This window comes from Nocardioides sp. P4_G4 (assembly GCF_056401085.1).
Window position 1 is genome coordinate 1 of sequence record NZ_JBFUKA010000085.1, and the last position, 18,812, is coordinate 18,812.

At 70.6% G+C, this 18,812-nt stretch carries 16 protein-coding genes and 1 tRNA gene; 15 read left to right on the forward strand and 2 right to left on the reverse strand.

All coding sequences use genetic code 11. From position 1 onward, the window contains the following. The 11 genes from AC1DQF_RS17625 to pyk form a co-directional block, all read left to right on the forward strand. On the forward strand, positions 1 to 533 hold a 533-nt coding region (locus AC1DQF_RS17625), incomplete at its 5' end, for a Trp biosynthesis-associated membrane protein (protein ID WP_477526527.1). Positions 534 to 604: 71 nt separating this feature from the next. Then, positions 605 to 805, forward strand: coding sequence for an HGxxPAAW family protein (locus AC1DQF_RS17630; protein ID WP_477526528.1), 201 nt, complete (start codon positions 605 to 607; stop codon positions 803 to 805). 32 nt (positions 806 to 837) lie between these two features. Then, the gene (locus tag AC1DQF_RS17635; RefSeq protein ID WP_477526529.1) at positions 838 to 1,242 is read left to right on the forward strand and encodes a DUF2752 domain-containing protein; all 405 of its coding nucleotides are present in this window, start codon (positions 838 to 840) and stop codon (positions 1,240 to 1,242) included. A 44-nt stretch (positions 1,243 to 1,286) separates the two neighbouring features. Then, on the forward strand, positions 1,287 to 2,069 hold the full coding sequence (gene trpC / locus AC1DQF_RS17640) for an indole-3-glycerol phosphate synthase TrpC (protein ID WP_477526530.1): 783 nt from the start codon (positions 1,287 to 1,289) through the stop codon (positions 2,067 to 2,069). Continuing rightward, positions 2,066 to 3,313: a tryptophan synthase subunit beta gene (trpB, locus tag AC1DQF_RS17645; protein ID WP_477526531.1), complete on the forward strand. Its 1,248-nt coding sequence runs from the start codon at positions 2,066 to 2,068 to the stop codon at positions 3,311 to 3,313. Before trpC ends, trpB begins: the two co-directional genes overlap by 4 nt. Continuing rightward, positions 3,310 to 4,113: a tryptophan synthase subunit alpha gene (gene trpA, locus AC1DQF_RS17650; RefSeq protein WP_477526532.1), complete on the forward strand. Its 804-nt coding sequence runs from the start codon at positions 3,310 to 3,312 to the stop codon at positions 4,111 to 4,113. The genes trpB and trpA overlap by 4 nt, the downstream gene beginning before the upstream one ends. Then, positions 4,106 to 4,726, forward strand: coding sequence for an SCO family protein (locus tag AC1DQF_RS17655; RefSeq protein WP_477526533.1), 621 nt, complete (start codon positions 4,106 to 4,108; stop codon positions 4,724 to 4,726). The genes trpA and AC1DQF_RS17655 overlap by 8 nt, the downstream gene beginning before the upstream one ends. Beyond that, positions 4,723 to 5,619: a prolipoprotein diacylglyceryl transferase gene (gene lgt, locus AC1DQF_RS17660; RefSeq protein ID WP_477526534.1), complete on the forward strand. Its 897-nt coding sequence runs from the start codon at positions 4,723 to 4,725 to the stop codon at positions 5,617 to 5,619. Before AC1DQF_RS17655 ends, lgt begins: the two co-directional genes overlap by 4 nt. A 160-nt stretch (positions 5,620 to 5,779) precedes the next feature. Further along, positions 5,780 to 10,330: a glutamate synthase large subunit gene (gene gltB, locus AC1DQF_RS17665; RefSeq protein WP_477526535.1), complete on the forward strand. Its 4,551-nt coding sequence runs from the start codon at positions 5,780 to 5,782 to the stop codon at positions 10,328 to 10,330. After that, complete coding sequence (locus AC1DQF_RS17670) at positions 10,323 to 11,780, forward strand: glutamate synthase subunit beta (RefSeq protein WP_477526536.1); 1,458 nt, start codon at positions 10,323 to 10,325, stop codon at positions 11,778 to 11,780. Before gltB ends, AC1DQF_RS17670 begins: the two co-directional genes overlap by 8 nt. A gap of 66 nt (positions 11,781 to 11,846) precedes the next feature. Further along, the gene (gene pyk / locus AC1DQF_RS17675; protein ID WP_477526537.1) at positions 11,847 to 13,295 is read left to right on the forward strand and encodes a pyruvate kinase; all 1,449 of its coding nucleotides are present in this window, start codon (positions 11,847 to 11,849) and stop codon (positions 13,293 to 13,295) included. A gap of 354 nt (positions 13,296 to 13,649) precedes the next feature. On the opposite strand, the gene AC1DQF_RS17680 is transcribed toward pyk, so the two are convergent. Next, positions 13,650 to 14,393 carry a transcriptional regulator gene (locus AC1DQF_RS17680; protein ID WP_477526538.1) on the reverse strand — a complete coding sequence of 248 codons (744 nt, stop codon included), beginning with the start codon at positions 14,391 to 14,393 and terminating at the stop codon, positions 13,650 to 13,652. A gap of 37 nt (positions 14,394 to 14,430) precedes the next feature. Beyond that, positions 14,431 to 14,503, reverse strand: a tRNA-Leu gene (locus AC1DQF_RS17685). Positions 14,504 to 14,542: 39 nt separating this feature from the next. Between AC1DQF_RS17685 and AC1DQF_RS17690 the strand changes: the two genes are divergently transcribed. From AC1DQF_RS17690 to AC1DQF_RS17705, 4 genes are all read left to right on the forward strand, one after another. Then, entirely contained in the window at positions 14,543 to 15,157 is a 615-nt protein-coding gene (locus AC1DQF_RS17690; RefSeq protein ID WP_477526539.1) for an ANTAR domain-containing response regulator, read from the forward strand. Positions 15,158 to 15,350: 193 nt separating this feature from the next. After that, positions 15,351 to 16,499 (forward strand): branched-chain amino acid ABC transporter substrate-binding protein, encoded by a 1,149-nt coding sequence (locus AC1DQF_RS17695; RefSeq protein ID WP_477526540.1) that lies wholly within the window; start codon positions 15,351 to 15,353, stop codon positions 16,497 to 16,499. Between the two features lie 100 nt (positions 16,500 to 16,599). Continuing rightward, a complete protein-coding gene (locus AC1DQF_RS17700) occupies positions 16,600 to 17,565 on the forward strand; it encodes a branched-chain amino acid ABC transporter permease (RefSeq protein WP_477526541.1) in 966 nt (321 codons plus the stop codon). After that, a complete protein-coding gene (locus AC1DQF_RS17705; protein ID WP_477526542.1) occupies positions 17,562 to 18,737 on the forward strand; it encodes a branched-chain amino acid ABC transporter permease in 1,176 nt (391 codons plus the stop codon). The genes AC1DQF_RS17700 and AC1DQF_RS17705 overlap by 4 nt, the downstream gene beginning before the upstream one ends. The last annotated feature ends 75 nt before the right edge of the window (positions 18,738 to 18,812 follow it).

Consider the following 18,812-nt stretch of genomic DNA (forward strand, 5'->3'; position numbering starts at 1 on the left):
GCACCAGCCCGTGGGTCGAGGGCACGTCGGGCCAGCTGAGCACCGAGACCGCCGGGGACGCGGCCGTCCTGGGCGCCGCGGTGGCCGACGGCATCGGCGAGATGCCGCTCGCCGGCGCGCTCAGCCTCGTCGTGCTGGCCGGCTGGGGCGTCGTGCTCGTCACCCGCGGCCGCTTCCGCCGCATCGTGATGGCCGTGGCCGCGCTGTCGTCGGTGGGTCTGCTCGTCACCACGGTCTGGGCGCTCTTCACCCTCCAGGACTCGGTGGCCGACCAGCTCAGGACCGCCTCGGGGGCCGACACGGCCTCGGTCCACTTCACGGCTTGGTACGCCGCCGCCTGCGTCGCCGCCGTCGGGTGCGTGGTCACCACGGTGCTCGCCGTGCGCCTCGTCCCCGGCTGGCCAGAGATGGGACAACGCTACGACTCCCCGGCCGGGGAGGGCGCCCCCGTGGACCCGGAGGGCAACCTGGAGATCTGGAAGGCCCTCGACGAGGGTCATGACCCGACCGACCGACAGCGGCCCCTAGACTGAGCGACGACCGACCGGGTCACCGGTCGAGTCCGTCCGACGCGCACCATCGCCGCACGCCCCAAGGAGCATCCATGGCCAACAACCACGGCAACACCCCCGCTGCGTGGACCGCGGTCGGCGTGGCCATGCTCGGCTTCCTCGTCGGCTCGATCGCCCTGATGCTCTCGCCGGTCAGCATGCCGATCTTCTGGGTCGGCATCGCGCTCGGCGCCGTCGCGCTGCCGCTGTTCCTCGTGATGGCCAAGCTCGGCTTCCACGGCGACCCGCACTGACCCACCCCGTCCGACTCCGAGGGCCCGAGCCGATGACGGGTCGGGCCCGGCGCCTCGCCGGTCCGCTCGGTGCGGCGGTCCTCGTCGTGCTCGGGACGATCGCGCTGGCCGTCCGTGACCCGCACCGGCCCGGCAGCTGGGGTTGGTGCCCCACCAGGCTGCTGACGCACCTCGACTGTCCGCTGTGCGGCAGCCTGCGTGCGGTGCACGACCTCACCCGGCTCGACATCGGCGCCGCCGCGTCGAGCAACCTGCTGCTCGTGGCGGCCCTGCCGGTCGTGATCGCCTTCTGGTGGCGCCGGGTCGTCGTGACCTGGCGCGGGGGAGACGCGATGCGGCCCCTGGTCGTGCCCTCGGCCGCGTGGATGACGGGGCTCGCCGTGGTCGCGGTGTTCACCGTCGCGCGCAACGTGCCCGGGTCCTGGCTCGCGGCCTGAGCCACCGTCGGCCCCGCCACCGGTGGAGTGAGAGGGTTGTCCCCATGTCCGTGCTCGACCAGATCATCGTCGGCGTCCGCGAGGACCTCGCCGGTCGCGAGGCCGCCCGGCCGCTCGCCGACGTCCGTGCCGCACTGGCCGACGTCGAAGCGGCCCGCGACCCGATGCCGCACTTCCGCGACTCCGGCTCGAGCGTCATCGCCGAGGTGAAGCGCAAGAGCCCCAGCAAGGGCGAGCTGGCCGACATCCCCGATCCCGCCGCGCTCGCCACGGCGTACGCCGCCGGCGGTGCCGCCGCCATCTCGGTGCTCACCGAGCGCAGGCGCTTCGGCGGCTCGCTGGACGACCTCGTGGCGGTCCGGGCCGCGGTCGACACCCCGATCCTGCGCAAGGACTTCATCGTGGCGAGCTACCAGCTCGTCGAGGCCCGTGCGGCGGGCGCCGACCTCGCGCTGCTGATCGTGGCGGCGCTCGACGACGACGACCTGCGTCGCCTCCACGACGAGGCCCGCGAGCTCGGCCTGACCGTGCTCGTCGAGGTCCACGACGAGGCCGAGACGGAACGCGCGGTGGCGCTCGGGGCCGAGCTGGTCGGCGTCAACGCCCGCAACCTCAAGACCCTCGCGGTCGACAACGACACCTTCGGCCGCCTCGCCCCCCTCGTCCCCGAGGACCGGGTGCTGGTGGCCGAGTCGGGCATCAGTGGCCCCGACGACGTGACGCGGTTCGTGGGCGAGGGCGCCCGCGCCGTGCTCGTCGGCGAGGCGCTCGTCCGGGACGGCGACCCCACGGCCGCCGTACGCACCATGACAGGAGTGAAGCGATGAGCCAGCAGGTCAGCCGGTACGACGCCGACGAGCAGGGCTACTACGGCGGCACGTGGGGTGGGCGCTTCATGCCCGAGGCGCTCGTCGCCGCCCTCGACGAGCTGACCCAGGCCTGGCACGACGCGATGGCCGACCCGGAGTTCGTCGCCGAGTTCGAGGCGATCTGCCGCGACTACGCCGGCACCCCGAGCCGGCTCTACCACGCCGAGCGGCTCTCCCGGCAGGTCGGCGCCCGGATCCTGCTCAAGCGCGAGGACCTCAACCACACCGGGGCCCACAAGATCCGCAACGTCCTCGGCCAGGCGCTGCTCACCCGCCGGATGGGCAAGAAGCGCGTGATCGCCGAGACGGGCGCCGGACAGCACGGCGTCGCCAGCGCCACCGCGGCGGCCTACTTCGGGCTCGACTGCACCGTCTACATGGGCTCGGTCGACACCCGCCGCCAGGCGCTCAACGTCGCCCGGATGCACCTGCTCGGCGCCAAGGTCGTCGCGGTCGACTCCGGCAGCGCCACGCTCAAGGACGCGATCAACGAGGCGCTGCGCGACTGGGTCGCCAGCGTCGACCACACGGCGTACCTCTTCGGCACCGCCGCCGGACCGCACCCCTTCCCCAGCATGGTGCGCGACTTCACCCGTGGCATCGGCGACGAGGCCCGCGCGCAGTGCCTCGAGCAGTACGGCGCCCTGCCGGACGCCATCGCCGCCTGCGTCGGCGGCGGGTCCAACGCCATCGGCCTGTTCACCGCCTTCCTCGAGGACGAGGACGTGAAGATCTTCGGCTTCGAGCCGGGAGGCGACGGCGTCGACACCCCGCGCCACGCGGCCACCATCCACGCCGGTGCCTCGGGCGTGCTGCACGGTGCCCGTACCTACGTCCTGCAGGACGCGGACGGGCAGACCGTCGAGTCGCACTCGATCTCGGCCGGGCTGGACTACCCGGGCGTCGGGCCGCAGCACGCGCACCTCGCCCAGACCGGCCGGGCGACGTACCGACCGGTGACCGACACCGAGGCGATGGACGCGCTGGCCCTGCTGGCCCGCACCGAGGGGATCATCCCGGCGATCGAGTCCGCGCACGCCATCGCCGGCGCGATGGACGTGGCCCGCGAGCTGGCTGCCGAGAAGGGCCCCGACGCGACCATCCTCATCAACCTCAGCGGTCGCGGCGACAAGGACATGGGCACCGCCACCGAGTGGTTCAAGCTCGGCGAGGCCGACGACGAGACCGGAGACCCTGCGTGAGCGCGACCACGGCCACCGCCTTCGCGTCCGCGAAGGCCGAGGGCCGGGCCGCCCTGATCGGCTACCTGCCCGCCGGCTACCCGAGCGTCGAGGGCTCGATCGAGGCCATCAGGGCCATGGTCGACGCCGGCTGCGACGTCATCGAGATCGGCCTGCCCTACAGCGACCCGGTGATGGACGGCCCCACCATCCAGGCGGCCGCCCAGGCCGCCCTCGAGGCGGGCACCCGCACGAGCGACGTCATGCACGTGGTGGAGGCGGTGGCCGCGACCGGCACGCCCACCGTGGTGATGACCTACTGGAACCCGGTCGAGCGCTACGGGGTGGAGCGGTTCGCCGCGGACCTGGCGGCCGCCGGGGGAGCGGGCCTCATCACGCCCGACCTCACCCCCGACTCCGGGGCCGAGTGGATCGCCGCCGCCGACGCCCACGGCCTCGACAAGGTCTTCCTGGTCGCCCCCAGCAGCACCGAGGAGCGCGTCGCCATGACGACCGCCGCGTGCCGCGGCTTCGTCTACGCCACCGCGGTCATGGGCGTCACCGGTGCCCGGACCACCACGAGCGACCTGGCCGGGCCGCTCGTGGCGCGCACCAAGGCCACCACCGACCTCCCGGTCTGCGTCGGCCTGGGCGTCAGCACCGGCGACCAGGCGGCCGAGGTGGCCTCCTACGCCGACGGCGTCATCGTGGGGTCCGCCTTCGTGCGCACGCTCCTCGACCACGCCGACGACCCGGCCGCCGGGATCGCCGCGCTGCGGACGCTCACCGAGGACCTGGCGCGGGGAGTGCGGGGTGCGTAGGACCCGAGGCGGCGTGCTCGCCCCGCTCATCACCGCGGTGCTCTCGGCCGTCCTGCTCGCCGGCTGCGGCGGCTCGTCGGGCAACGGTGCGGCGTTCTCCGGCACGGTGCTCGACCCGCCCTTCGAGGTGGACGGGCAGCAGCTCACCGACACCGCCGGCGCGCCGTACAGCCTCGCCGACGACACCGACAAGCCGCTGACGCTCGTCTTCTTCGGCTACACGCACTGCCCCGACATCTGCGGCCTGGTGATGTCCAACCTCACCACCGGCCTCACCCAGCTGGACGACGCCGACCGCGACAAGGTGGACGTCGTCTTCGTCACCACCGACCCGTCCCGCGACGACCCGGACGTGCTCGCCGCCTACCTCGACCAGTACGCCGACGGCTACGTCGGCCTCACCGGTCCGCTCGACACGATCAGCACGGTGGCCAAGCCGCTGGGCATCGCCGTCGAGAAGGGCGACAAGCTCCCCAGCGGGGGGTACGACGTCACCCACGGCACCCAGGTCATCGGCATCGACGCCGAGGACCAGGCCCCGGTCTTCTGGGGCCACGAGACCTCCGCCGCCCAGTTCCGCTCCGACATCGAGACCCTCCTGAGCGAGTCATGACCCTGCCCGAGATCGTCCTCTGGTCCATCCCGAGCCCCAGCCAGGGCATCTGGTACCTCGGACCGCTGCCCGTCCGTGGCTACGCCCTGAGCATCATCCTGGGGATCGTGGTCGCCATCTGGATCGGCGAGCGCCGCTGGATCGCCCGCGGCGGCCGTGCCGGGGAGATCAGCGACCTGGCGATCTGGGGAGTGCCCTTCGGCCTCGTCGGCGGGCGGCTCTACCACGTCGTCACCGACTGGCAGCTCTACTTCGGCGAGGGCCGCGACCCCGTCGCCGCGCTCTACGTGTGGCGCGGCGGGCTCGGCATCTGGGGGGCCATCGCCCTCGGTGCCGTGGGCGTGATGATCGGTGCCAGGCGACACCACATCAAGCTGCTCCCCATGCTCGACGCGATCGCCCCCGGCGTCCTCGTCGCCCAGGCGATCGGGCGGTGGGGCAACTGGTTCAACCAGGAGCTCTACGGCCGGCCCACCGACCTGCCCTGGGGCCTGGAGATCGACCCGGCCCACCGGCCGGACGCCTACCCGGACGTCGCGACGTACCACCCGACGTTCCTCTACGAGTGCCTGTGGAACCTCGGCGCCTTCGGCCTCCTGATCTGGCTCGACAGCCGCCTCCGCCTGGGCTTCGGGCGGGTGGCCGCCCTCTACGTGATGCTCTACACGCTCGGCCGCGGCTGGATCGAGAACCTGCGCATCGACGACGTGCAGCTCATCGACGTGGGCGGACTGCGCTTCAACGTCTGGACGTCGATCGTGCTGTTCGTGCTCGCCGCCGCCTACTTCCTGTGGGCCACGGTGAAGCGTCCCGGGCGCGAGGAGACCGTCTACACCCGCGAGCCGGACACCGACGAGCCGTCCGCGGTCGCCCCGGAGGCGTCTGAGGGCTGAGATCGTCGTCTCACCTCGTGGCGCGGCCGGTGATAGATTTCCCGACGCGCGGGCCAACGTCGTCCCCTGCCGATCGCCATGTCCACAACTGGATGTCCACTCACTGGATCCGCAGATGCACCGCTGAGCGGTGTCCAGCACGACGACGGGAGAAAGCCTGATGCACGCCATCCCGCCGCCCCAAGGGCTCTACGACCCCCGCCACGAGCACGATGCGTGTGGCGTGGCGTTCGTGGCCACCCTGACCGGCGTTGCCAGCCACGACATCGTTGCCAAGGCGCTCACCGCGCTTCGCAACCTCGACCACCGCGGCGCCGCCGGCGCCGAGACCAACTCCGGCGACGGTGCGGGCATCCTCATGCAGGTGCCCGACGCGTTCCTGCGTGACGTGGTCGACTTCGACCTCCCCCCRCAGCGCAGCTACGCCGTCGGGACGGCGTTCATCCCCGGCGACGAGACCGTCGTGGGCGACGCGCGCCGGCGGATCGAGGAGATCGCCACCGAGGAGGGCCTGTCCGTCCTGGGCTGGCGCGAGGTCCCCGTCGACCCGTCGACGCTGGGTGCCACCGCGATCAGCGTGATGCCCAGGTTCGTGCAGCTCTTCGTCGCAGGCGCCGGCACCCGCGTCAGCGGCATGGCCCTGGAGCGGCTCGCCTTCTGCCTGCGCAAGCGCGCCGAGCACGAGACGGGCGTCTACTTCCCGTCGCTCTCCTCGCGCACGCTGGCCTACAAGGGGATGCTGACCACCGACCAGCTCGACCACTTCTTCCCCGACCTCGTCGACGAGCGCGTGGCCTCGGCGATGGCGGTCGTGCACTCGCGCTTCTCGACCAACACGTTCCCGAGCTGGCCGCTGGCGCACCCGTTCCGGTTCATCGCGCACAACGGCGAGATCAACACCGTGATGGGCAACCGCAACTGGATGCGGGCCCGCGAGGCGCTGCTGTCCAGCGACCTCATCCCCGGCGACCTCGAGCGGCTCTTCCCGATCTGCACGCCCGGCAGCTCCGACTCGGCCTCGTTCGACGAGGTCCTCGAGCTGCTGCACATGGGCGGGCGCTCGCTGCCCCACTCGGTGCTCATGATGATCCCCGAGGCGTGGGAGAACCACGCCGAGATGGACCGCAAGCGTCGCGCCTTCTACGAGTTCCACTCCTCGATGATGGAGCCGTGGGACGGCCCTGCCTGCGTCGTGTTCACCGACGGCTCGCAGATCGGCGCCGTGCTCGACCGCAACGGCCTGCGCCCCTCGCGCTACTGGGTGACCGACGACGGGCTCGTCGTCCTCGCCTCCGAGGTCGGCGTCCTGGACATCGACCCCGCGACGGTGGTCCGCAAGGGTCGCCTGCAGCCGGGCCGGATGTTCCTCGTCGACACCGACGAGCACCGCATCATCGAGGACGAGGAGATCAAGTCCGAGCTGGCCGCCGAGCACCCGTACGACGAGTGGCTGCACGCCGGTCTGATCCACCTCGACGACGTCACCGACCGCGAGCACATCGTGCACACGCACGCCTCGGTGAAGCGACGCCAGCAGATCTTCGGCTACACCGAGGAGGAGCTGCGCGTCCTGCTCACGCCGATGGCCAACACCGGCGCCGAGACGCTCGGCTCGATGGGCACCGACACCCCCATCGCGGCGCTGAGCGACAAGCCACGGCTGCTGTTCGACTACTTCGCGCAGCTCTTCGCCCAGGTCACCAACCCCCCGCTGGACGCCATCCGCGAGGAGCTCGTCACCTCGCTGAGCGGCACGATCGGGCCCGAGGCCAACCTGCTCCAGCCGACGCCCGCGTCGTGCCGCCAGGTGGTGCTGCCGTTCCCGGTGATCTCCAACGACGACCTGGCCAAGATCCGCCACATCAACCGTGACGGCGACATGCCCGGCTTCATCACCCACGTCTCGCGCGGCCTGTACGACGTCGCGGGCGGCGGGCGGGCGCTGGCCGAGCGCCTCGACGAGATCTGTGCCGAGGTCTCGGAGGCCATCGCCGGGGGAGCGCGGATCATCGTGCTCTCCGACCGGCACTCCACCGCCGATCTGGCCCCGATCCCGTCGCTGCTGCTGACCGGGGCGGTCCACCACCACCTGGTTCGGCAGAAGACCCGCACCCAGGTAGGGCTCCTCGTCGAGGCCGGGGACGTCCGCGAGGTCCACCACGTGGCCCTGCTCGTCGGCTACGGCGCGGCGGCGGTGAACCCCTACCTCGCCATGGAGTCCGTCGAGGACCTGGCGCGGGAGGGCTACTACGTCAAGGCCGAGCCCGAGAAGGCCGTCGCCAACCTCATCAAGGGCCTGGGCAAGGGCGTCCTCAAGGTGATGTCCAAGATGGGCGTCTCCACCGTCGCGTCCTACACCGGCGCGCAGATCTTCGAGGCCGTCGGACTGTCCCAGGCGGTCGTGGACCGGTACTTCACCGGCACCACCTCCAAGCTCGGCGGCATCGAGCTCGACACCATCGCCGAGGAGGTCGCCCGCCGGCACGCATCGGCGTACCCGCGCGGCGGCATCGCGCCGGCCCACCGCGAGCTCGAGATCGGCGGCGAGTACCAGTGGCGTCGCGAGGGCGAGCCGCACCTGTTCGACCCCGAGACGGTCTTCCGGCTCCAGCACGCGACCCGGTCGGGCAGCTACGAGGTCTTCCGGCAGTACACCTCGCGCGTCAACGAGCAGTCGGAGCGGCTGATGACGCTGCGCGGGCTGTTCCGCTTCAAGGACGGCGAGGCCACCGGCCGTCCGTCGATCAGCATCGACGAGGTCGAGCCGGTCTCCGAGATCGTCAAGCGCTTCTCGACCGGCGCCATGTCCTACGGCTCCATCAGCCAGGAGGCGCACGAGACCCTGGCGATCGCCATGAACCGGCTGGGCGGCAAGTCCAACACCGGCGAGGGCGGCGAGGACGCCGACCGTCTCCACGACCCGGAGCGGCGCAGCTCGATCAAGCAGGTCGCGTCGGGCCGCTTCGGCGTCACGTCGGAGTACCTCACCAACGCCGACGACATCCAGATCAAGATGGCGCAGGGCGCCAAGCCCGGCGAGGGCGGTCAGCTGCCCGGCCACAAGGTCTACCCATGGGTGGCCAAGACCCGGCACTCGACGCCGGGTGTCGGCCTCATCAGCCCGCCGCCGCACCACGACATCTACTCGATCGAGGACCTGGCGCAGCTGATCCACGACCTCAAGAACGCCAACCCGAGCGCGCGCGTGCACGTCAAGCTCGTGTCCGAGGTCGGTGTCGGCACGGTCGCGGCAGGGGTGTCCAAGGCGCACGCGGACGTGGTGCTCATCTCCGGCCACGACGGCGGCACCGGTGCCTCGCCGCTCACCTCGCTCAAGCACGCGGGCGGTCCCTGGGAGCTCGGCCTCGCCGAGACCCAGCAGACGCTGCTCCTCAACGGCCTTCGCGACCGGATCGTGGTGCAGGCCGACGGCCAGCTCAAGACCGGCCGCGACGTCGTGATCGCTGCCCTGCTGGGTGCTGAGGAGTACGGCTTCGCCACCGCCCCGCTGGTGGTCAGCGGCTGCATCATGATGCGGGTCTGCCACCTCGACACCTGCCCGGTGGGCGTGGCGACGCAGAACCCCGTCCTGCGCGAGCGCTTCAACGGCAAGGCGGAGTACGTCGTCAACTTCTTCACCTACATCGCCGAGGAGGTGCGCGAGCTGCTCGCCGAGCTCGGCTTCCGCAGCCTCGACGAGGCCGTGGGCCGGGTGGGGTCGCTCGACGTGGCCCGGGCCGTCGACCACTGGAAGGCCGCCGGCCTCGACCTGACGCCGGTCCTGCACCAGGCCTCGCGCTCGGGCGAGTTCGGCCAGTTCGAGGACCAGGACCTGCGCTGCACGCACGGTCAGGACCACGGCCTCGACAAGGCGCTGGACAACGAGCTCGTCAAGCTCGCGGCCCCGGCGCTCGAGGACGGCGAGCCCATCCGCGCCCAGGTGGCGGTGCGCAACGTCAACCGCACGGTGGGCACGATCCTCGGCCACGAGGTGACCAAGCGCTACCGCGGCGAGGGCCTGCCCGACGGCACCATCGACATCACCTTCACCGGCTCCGCGGGCCAGTCGTTCGGTGCCTTCGTGCCGCGGGGCATCACCCTGCGCCTCGAGGGCGACGCCAACGACTACGTCGGCAAGGGGCTCTCGGGCGGACGCATCGTCGTACGGCCCGACCGGGCGGCGACGTTCGAGGCCAGCGAGCAGATCATCGCGGGCAACACGATCGCGTACGGCGCGACCTCGGGCGAGGTCTACCTCCGCGGCCAGGCCGGCGAGCGCTTCTGCGTGCGCAACTCCGGCGCGACCGCGGTGGTGGAGGGCGTCGGCGACCACGGCTGCGAGTACATGACCGGTGGGGTCGTGCTCGTCCTCGGCCCGACCGGGCGCAACTTCGCCGCCGGCATGTCCGGTGGCTACGCCTTCGTGCTCGACCTCGACGAGGGCCGGGTCAACCCCGAGCTGGTCGACCTCGGTCCCGTCACCGATGACGCGGCCACCGAGCTCAAGGACATCGTCACCCGGCACGCGGAGGAGACCGGCTCGACGGTCGCCTCGGCCCTGCTGGAGGACTGGGACACGGCGCTGGGCCGCTTCACCGAGGTGATGCCCCGCGACTACAAGCGAGTGCTGGACGCCCGCGCGGAGGCCCTCGCGGAGGGCCTCGACGAGGACCAGGCGAACGCACGGATCATGGAGGTCCTTCATGGCTGACCCCAAGGGTTTTCTGAAGAACGGGCGCGAGGTTGCCACGCGACGCGTCGTCGAGGAGCGGGTGCACGACTGGAACGAGGTCTACCCGGACGGGATCGGCCGCGCCCTGCTGCCGATCATCACCACCCAGGCGGGCCGCTGCATGGACTGCGGCATCCCGTTCTGCCACCAGGGCTGCCCGCTGGGCAACATCATCCCCGAGTGGAACGACCTCGTGTGGCGTGACGACTGGGACGGTGCGATCGAGCGCCTCCACGCGACCAACAACTTCCCGGAGTTCACCGGGCGGCTGTGCCCGGCGCCGTGCGAGACCGCCTGCGTCCTGGGCATCAACCAGGACCCGGTGACGATCAAGAACGTCGAGGTCTCGATCATCGACCGCGCGTGGGAGTCCGGCGCCGTCCGGCCCCAGCCGCCGGAGTGGCTCTCGGGCCGCACGGTCGCCGTGATCGGCTCCGGTCCTGCCGGGCTCGCCGCGGCCCAGCAGCTCACCCGCGCCGGCCACACGGTCGCCGTCTACGAGCGGGCCGACAAGATCGGCGGCCTGCTGCGCTACGGCATCCCCGAGTTCAAGATGGAGAAGAAGCACCTCGACCGGCGCCTGGACCAGATGCGCCGCGAGGGCACCGTCTTCCGCGCCGGGGTCGACGTGGGCACCACGCTGACGGGGGAGCAGCTCACGGAGCGGTACGACGCCGTGGTGCTCGCCATGGGCGCCACCCAGGCCCGCGACCTGCCCGTCACCGGGCGCGAGCTCGGTGGGATCCACCAGGCCATGGAGTTCCTCCCGCAGGCCAACCGGGTCGCCCTCGGCGAGGAGGTCGAGGGTCAGATCACCGCCACGGGCAAGGACGTGGTGATCATCGGCGGCGGCGACACCGGCGCCGACTGCCTGGGTACGTCGATCCGCCAGGGCGCGCGCTCGATCACCCAGCTCGAGATCATGGCCCAGCCGCCGGAGGACCGCCCCGAGGGCCAGCCGTGGCCGACCTACCCGATGACCTTCAAGGTCTCCTCGGCCCACGAGGAGGGCGGGGACCGGATGTACGCCGTCTCCACCCAGGAGTTCCTCGGTGACGACGACGGCCACGTCTCCGGGCTGCGCCTGATCGAGGTCGACTCGTCGTTCCAGCCGGTCGAGGGCACCGAGCGCGAGATCCCGGCCCAGCTGGTGCTCTTCGCCATGGGCTTCACCGGGCCGGAGCAGCCCGGGATCGTCGAGCAGCTCGGCGTGGACCTCGACCAGCGGGGCAACGTCGCACGCGATGCGGCGTACGCCTCGAGCGTGGACGGGGTGTTCGTGGCCGGTGACGTCGGTCGTGGGCAGTCGCTGATCGTGTGGGCCATCGCGGAGGGCCGTGCGGCCGCCGCGGCCGTGGACACGTGGCTCACCGGCTCGACGACTCTGCCGGCGCCGATCCGGCCGACCGACCGACCCCTGGTCGTCTGACGCCGGTCGTCCGACATTCATCGGACGGGGACTTTGGATCGATCAAAGATCCGCTAGGGTCGGGGTGTGCGTAGAGCCAAGATCGTCTGCACCCTCGGCCCAGCGGTGTCCACCCCCGAGCGTGTCCGTGAGCTGGTCAATGCCGGCATGGATGTCGCCCGCCTGAACATGAGCCACGGCGAGTACGCCGACCACGAGGTCGCCTACCGCCTGGTCCGTCGGGCGAGCGACGAGACGGGTCACGGGGTGGGCATCTTCGCCGACCTCCAGGGCCCCAAGATCCGGCTGGCGACCTTCGCCGACGGCCCCGTCAAGCTCAAGCGGGGCGCGCGGTTCACCATCACCACGCGCGACGTCCCCGGCGACGTGGACGTCTGCGGGACGACGTACTCCGGGCTGCCCGGCGACGTGAAGGTCGGTGACCCGATCCTCATCGACGACGGCAAGCTGCGGCTCCGGGTGGTCGACGTCAGCAAGACCGACGTGGTCACCGAGGTGGAGGTCGGCGGCAAGGCCAGCAACAACAAGGGCATCAACCTGCCCGGCGTCGCCGTGTCCGTGCCGGCCCTGTCGGACAAGGACACCGAGGACCTGCGCTGGGCGCTGCGCCTCGGCGTCGACTTCATCGCCCTGAGCTTCGTGCGCAGCGCCGAGGACGCCGAGGACGTGCGCAAGGTCATGCGCGAGGAGGGGATCGTCATCCCCGTCATCGCCAAGATCGAGAAGCCCCAGGCGATCGACAACATCGACGAGATCGTGGACGCCTTCGACGGCCTGATGGTCGCGCGCGGCGACCTCGGCGTGGAGTGCCCGCTCGAGGACGTGCCGATCCACCAGAAGCGCATCGTCGAGCAGGCCCGCCGCTTCGCCAAGCCGGTGATCGTGGCGACCCAGATGCTCGAGTCGATGATCAGCTCCCCGGCTCCGACGCGCGCCGAGGCCAGCGACGTCGCCAACGCGGTCCTCGACGGCGCCGACGCCGTGATGCTCTCCGGCGAGACGAGCGTGGGGGAGTTCCCCATCACCGCGGTGGAGACGATGGCCCGCATCATCGAGTCGACCGAGGACCACGGGCTGCACCACATGCGCTCGATCGACTGGCAGCCGCACACCCGCGGCGGCATCATCGCGAAGGCTGCGGCCGAGGTCGCCGAGGCGGTGGGCGCCAAGTTCCTCGTCGCGTTCACGGTGAGCGGCGACTCCGCCAAGCGGCTCTCTCGCTACCGCGGACCCATCCCCGTCCTGGCCTTCACCCCCGAGGGACGCACCCGCTCCCAGCTCGCGCTCACGTGGGGTGTGGAGACCTTCCAGGGGGCCGAGGTCGAGCACACCGACGAGATGGTGCGTCAGGTCGACGAGGCGTTGCTGCACATCGGTCGCGTCGACGAGGGTGACCTGGTCGTCATCATCGCCGGCTCGCCCCCCGGCATCCCCGGCTCCACCAACGCGCTGCGCATCCACCGGATGGGCGACGCGATCAACGGCGTCGCGCCGGCGTACCGTCGCTCTCGCTGAATCCGTGCACCGCGTGCGGCGGGCGGCGCGCCCCGACCGAGCGGTGACTGAGCCGCATTCCCGGGCGTGAGAACGTGGCTGACCCACCGCTGGTCGGGCGGGTCGTCCCGACGCGCCGGGATGGCGGTGGCCGGCCCACGTTCATGGTCGCAGGAATGTGGGTGACTCACCGCCCGTGCGGGTCACCAGGCGCCCCGACCGAGCGGTGACTGAGCCGCATTCCCGGGCGTGGAAATGTGGATGACCCACCGCTGGTCGGGCGGGTCTCAGGGACGCGCCGGGATGGGGGTGGCCGGCCCACGTTCTTGGTCGCAGGAATGTGGGTGACTCACCGCCCGCGCGGGTCGCCAGCGATCAGGTCTTCGGCCCGATCATCGCGTCGAGCCTGGCGACGGCCTCACGGCGCGACACCGACACCACCCAGGCGCCCGAGGACCGCCAGGGGACCTCGACCAGGTCCAGGGCCCAGCAGCAGAGCGCGCGGATGCCGTCGGAGCGGTTCGTGAACTGCCACCGCGGGTACTCGTAGCGACGCCACTCGCCGCGCACCGTCCGAGTGGCCCAGTTCTTTGCCCGGCAGCCGTCCGAGTGGAAGAGCCCGCGCAGGAAGTCCGCCGGGTGGGCCGTGACCACGTCTCGCTGCCACTCCGCGAGGACGATCGGCCGCTCGTGCTTGCGACCCGGGCCGTGTTGGGGGAACAGGCAGGTCCAGTGCTTCCAGTTGGAGGACACGACGACGGCGCCGGGCGCCCTCACCCGAAACACGCCGCCGGCCGGACGGACGGCGTGCACGAGCTGGACGACGTCGTCCACGATCCCCGGCGTCGCGGCATCGCACGAGACCCTCAAGGTGGTGCGCCGTCGGAATGTGGACACACACCCGTCGCCCAGGTAGAAGCCCAGGAGCGCCGAGTAGGCGGCGCCGTTGGCGGGATGGAGCAAGGAGCATCGGCAGCACCCGAGCTCGATCGGAGCACCGGCCGAGGCCCACGCCCTGAGGGTCGAGCGGTGGACGCCGGTGGAGCGGGCAACCTCGCTGAGGCTTGCCCCGCCGGCGATCAGCTCCAGGGCCGCCCTGCGCGCGGGTGCGTCGTACATGTCAGCACCGTGCCAGCGACCGCCGACAGCGACGGAGTGCCCCGGGTGAGATTCGAACTCACACTGAATGCTGTTTGAGAGCATCGCCTCTGCCATTGGGCTACCGGGGCGGTTCGGCGAGCAAACCGTATCGGACTAGCCTTGCGGCCGTGACGCAGCCCAGCAACACTCCCGACGCCGTACGACGCGTCGTCATCGCCGAGGACGAGGCCCTGATCCGCATGGACCTGGCCGAGATGCTGGCGGAGGAGGGCTACGAGGTCGTCGGCCAGGCCGGCGACGGCCAGCGGGCGATCGAGCTCGCCGAGGAGCTGCGCCCCGACCTCGTGATCACCGACGTCAGGATGCCGGTCCTGGACGGGATCGCCGCGGCCGAGCACATCGCCGGCGCGAGGATCGCCCCGGTCGTGATCCTGACGGCGTTCTCGCAACGTGACCTGGTCGAGCGGGCGCGCGATGCCGGGGCCATGGCCTACCTCGTCAAGCCGTTCTCACGGACCGACCTGGTGCCGGCCATCGAGATGGCGGTCAGCCGCTTCGCTGAGATCGCGGTCCTCGAGCGCGAGGTCGCGGACCTGTCGGAGTCCCTCGCGACCCGCAAGGCCGTCGACCGGGCCAAGGCCGTCCTCCAGGAGCAGCTCGGCCTCGCCGAGCCGGACGCCTTCCGCTGGATCCAGAAGACCGCGATGGATCTTCGCCTGTCCATGCGCCAGGTCGCCGAAGGAGTTGTCGAGCACGGACCCRGGAACGCCACGCCCTCCTGAGGCCGCACTCGGTTCGGTAACGGATTAGCCATGTTTCGGGGTGTGGTTGCTGAGGTTGCTTACAGGCGGGGTCCCAGCGGTGTACGTTTCCGCACCGGAGGGGCGCGTTCGACTCGGTGTGCGGGTGGCCATTCTCCGTTGAACTCTGTGCCCCCGGTAGTCGAGCCGGGGACCTGACGAGAGGTAGAACGCCTTGAGGATCAACACTCGAGTGGGCCTGGGTGCAGTCGCACTCGCCCTGACCGTCACGGCATCCGCCTGTGGCACCACGGACACCGGCGACAGCGCGGCCTCAGGGGGCGCCTGCGAGGGCAAGATCGGTGTGATGGGTGCGCTCTCCGGCGCCAACTCCAGCATCGTGCTCCCGTCCGTGGACGGCGCCAAGCTCGCGCTGAAGCAGTGGAGCGCCGAGAACGAGGACTGCAACATCGAGCTCGTCGAGTTCGACACCGAGGGTGACCCGGCCAAGGCCACCCCGGTCGCCACCAAGATGGCGACCGACGACACCTTCCTCGGTGTCATCGGCGGCGCGTTCTCCGGTGAGACCCGCGCGACCAAGGCCATCTACGGCGACGCCGGCCTGACCATGATCAGCCAGTCCGCCACCGCGACCGACCTCACCCAGGAGGAGCCGTCCCCGGTCTTCCACCGCGTGGTCGGCTACGACGACGTGCAGGGTGCCGCGATCGCGAAGTACCTCAGTGACGTCATCGGCGCCAAGAAGGTCTTCGTGATCGACAACTCCGACGCCTACGGCGAGCCGCTGGCCGCCAAGGTCTCCTCGGAGCTCGGTGACCTGGTCACCGCCAGCGACAAGACCCAGGTCGCACAGACCGACTTCAGCCCGACCGTCTCCAAGGTCAACTCCTCGAAGCCGGACGCGATCTTCTACGGCGGCTACATCGCCGAGGCCGCGCCGCTGCTCAAGCAGCTGCGTGACGCCGGCATCACCGTCCCGTTCGTGGGCGGCGACGGCCTGTACGGCGCCGACTTCGGCAAGGCGGCCGGCGCGGCCGGTGAGGGCGCGATCATCACCTGCCCCTGCGTCCCGATCGAGGACGGCACCTTCGCCGACGACTTCGAGGCCGAGACCGGCGCCGCTCCCGGCGCCTACGCGGCCGAGGGCTTCGACGCGATGACCATCTTCCTGGACGCGTTCGCCGACGGCGCCCGCACCCGCGAGGAGGTCGAGAGCTTCGTGGACGACTACGACTCCGAGGGCCTCACCAAGCAGCTCAAGTTCGACGAGAACGGTGACATCGCCGTCGAGAACGTCGTGATCTGGGCCTACAAGGTGGTCGACGGCAAGCTGGTCCCGGACCAGGAGATCTCGCTCAGCTGACGAAGCACACATGACCAACGGGGCGGTCGAGCGCAAGCTCGGCCGCCTCGCTGGTTGACCGGACGGTGACGTCGCAGCAGGTCCCCCGTGGGAGAGGTACATGGACTTCAACGCATTGATCGACAACCTGGGTGGAAACACCCTGGATGGTCTGACCAGAGGCTCGATCTACGCCCTGGTCGCCCTCGGCTACACGATGGTGTACGGCGTGCTGCGCCTCATCAACTTCGCGCACTCCGAGGTCTTCATGGTCGGCACCTGGACGGTGCTCGGCGTCTACACCGTCCTCGGGGCGGACAGCGAGTCGGCCATGCCGATGGTCATCTTCGCGACCCTGGCCGCGCTGGTCGCGGCCGCCGTCTGCTCCGCGAGCGTGGCCCTGGCCGTGGAACGCATCGCCTACCGGCCGCTGCGCAAGAAGAACGCGCCGCCACTCATCTTCCTCATCACCGCCATCGGCTGCTCCCTGGTGCTGGTCGAGATCTTCGGCCACGTCCTCAAGGTCTTCTTCGGCGCTCCGTTCGGCCGCGCGCCGGTCAACGTGCCCTCGCCGATCCAGACGCACACGCTGCTGACCATCGGTGACGTCCGGATCACCAACGTCCAGGTCTTCATCATCCTGGGCGCGGTGCTGATGATGTTCGCGCTGGACCTCTTCGTGAACAAGAGCCGCCTGGGTCGCGGGGTGCGCGCGGTCGCGCAGGACCCCGACACCGCCGCCCTCATGGGCGTCAACCAGGACCGCGTCATCATGCTGGTCTTCATCCTGGGTGGTGCGATGGCCGGGGTCGCCGGCCTGTTGTTCACCATCAACTTCGACATCACGAAGTTCGACATCGGCTTCATCATCGGCATCAAGGCGTTCACCGCCGCGGTGCTCGGCGGGATCGGCAACCTGCGCGGTGCCCTTGTCGGTGGCCTCCTGCTGGGCATCGTGGAGGTCTACGCCTCCGCCGTCTTCAGCTCCAACTGGGCCGACGTCACCGCGTTCTTGGTGCTGGTCCTGGTCCTGATGTTCCGCCCGACCGGCCTGTTGGGTGAATCGCTCGGAAAGGCACGCGCATGAGTGACGACATCGACTCCGCGCAGGACCCCGCCGACCAGGGACGCAGGTCCGGTTTCCTCGGTCTGCCGAGCCTCAGGATCGGTGACCGGTTCAGCAACCTGCCGCTGTGGGGCAGGGTGCCGATCGTCCTGCTGCTCGTGTCTTTTGCCTTCTACCTGCCCTACCTCAACGTTTTGCCGTTCGCCTACATCCGCACCGACCTCACCTCGGGTGGCTCGGACTGGGGCGGGGTGCTGTTCCTGATCGTGATCTACATGATCGTGGCGATCGGCCTCAACATCGTGATCGGTCTGGCCGGTCTGCTCGACCTGGGCTACATCGGCTTCTACGCCCTGGGTGCCTACTCGGTGGCGATCTTCGGGTCTCCGTCGTCGCCGGTCACCCAGGCCATCGCCGAGAGGTTCGGTCTGTCGGAGGGTTGGGCGGTGCCGTTCGTCGCGTGTGTCCCGATCGCGCTCGGCATCGCGCTGGCCGCAGGAGTGATCCTCGGCGCCCCGACCCTGCGACTGCGCGGCGACTACCTCGCCATCGTGACGATGGGCTTCGGCGAGATCATCCGGATCCTCTCGCGCAACGTCAGCAGCGTGACCAACGGCTCGGCCGGCATCATCGGCGTACCCTCGCCGCCCGAGCCCAGCGAGAACTACTTCTCCGCCATCGAGACGACCCACTGGTACTGGATCGGACTGTGCGTGCTGATGGTGCTGATGTTCTTCACCCGTCGCCTGGAGAACAGCCGGGTCGGGCGTGGTTGGCTCGCCATCCGCGAGGACGAGGACGCGGCCGCGGTGATGGGTGTCAACGCGTTCAAGTTCAAGCTGTGGGCCTTCGCCACGGGCGCGGCCATCGGTGCCATCGCGGGCCTGCTGTTCGCGAGCAAGCAGGCGTACGTCGAACCCACGGGCTTCGCACTCAACCTGTCGTTCCTCTTCGTGGCCATGGTGGTCATCGGCGGGTCCGGCAACATGTGGGGCGCGATGCTCGGCGCCTTCCTGATCACCTACCTGCCTGAGCGCTTCCGCGAGTTCCAGGACTGGCGTCCGTTCGCGTTCGGCGTCGCGATGGTGATGGTGATGGTGCTGCGTCCGCAGGGCCTGGTCCCCAGCCGTAGACGTGCTCGAGAATTCGCCGACCGCAAGAACGAGGCCGAGGAGGCTGCTGCCGATGCCTGAGCAGACGATGGAGAGCCCGGCGCCTGCGACCGGGGCCACGGGCGACGCCCTCCTGGTGGTCGACGACGTCACCCT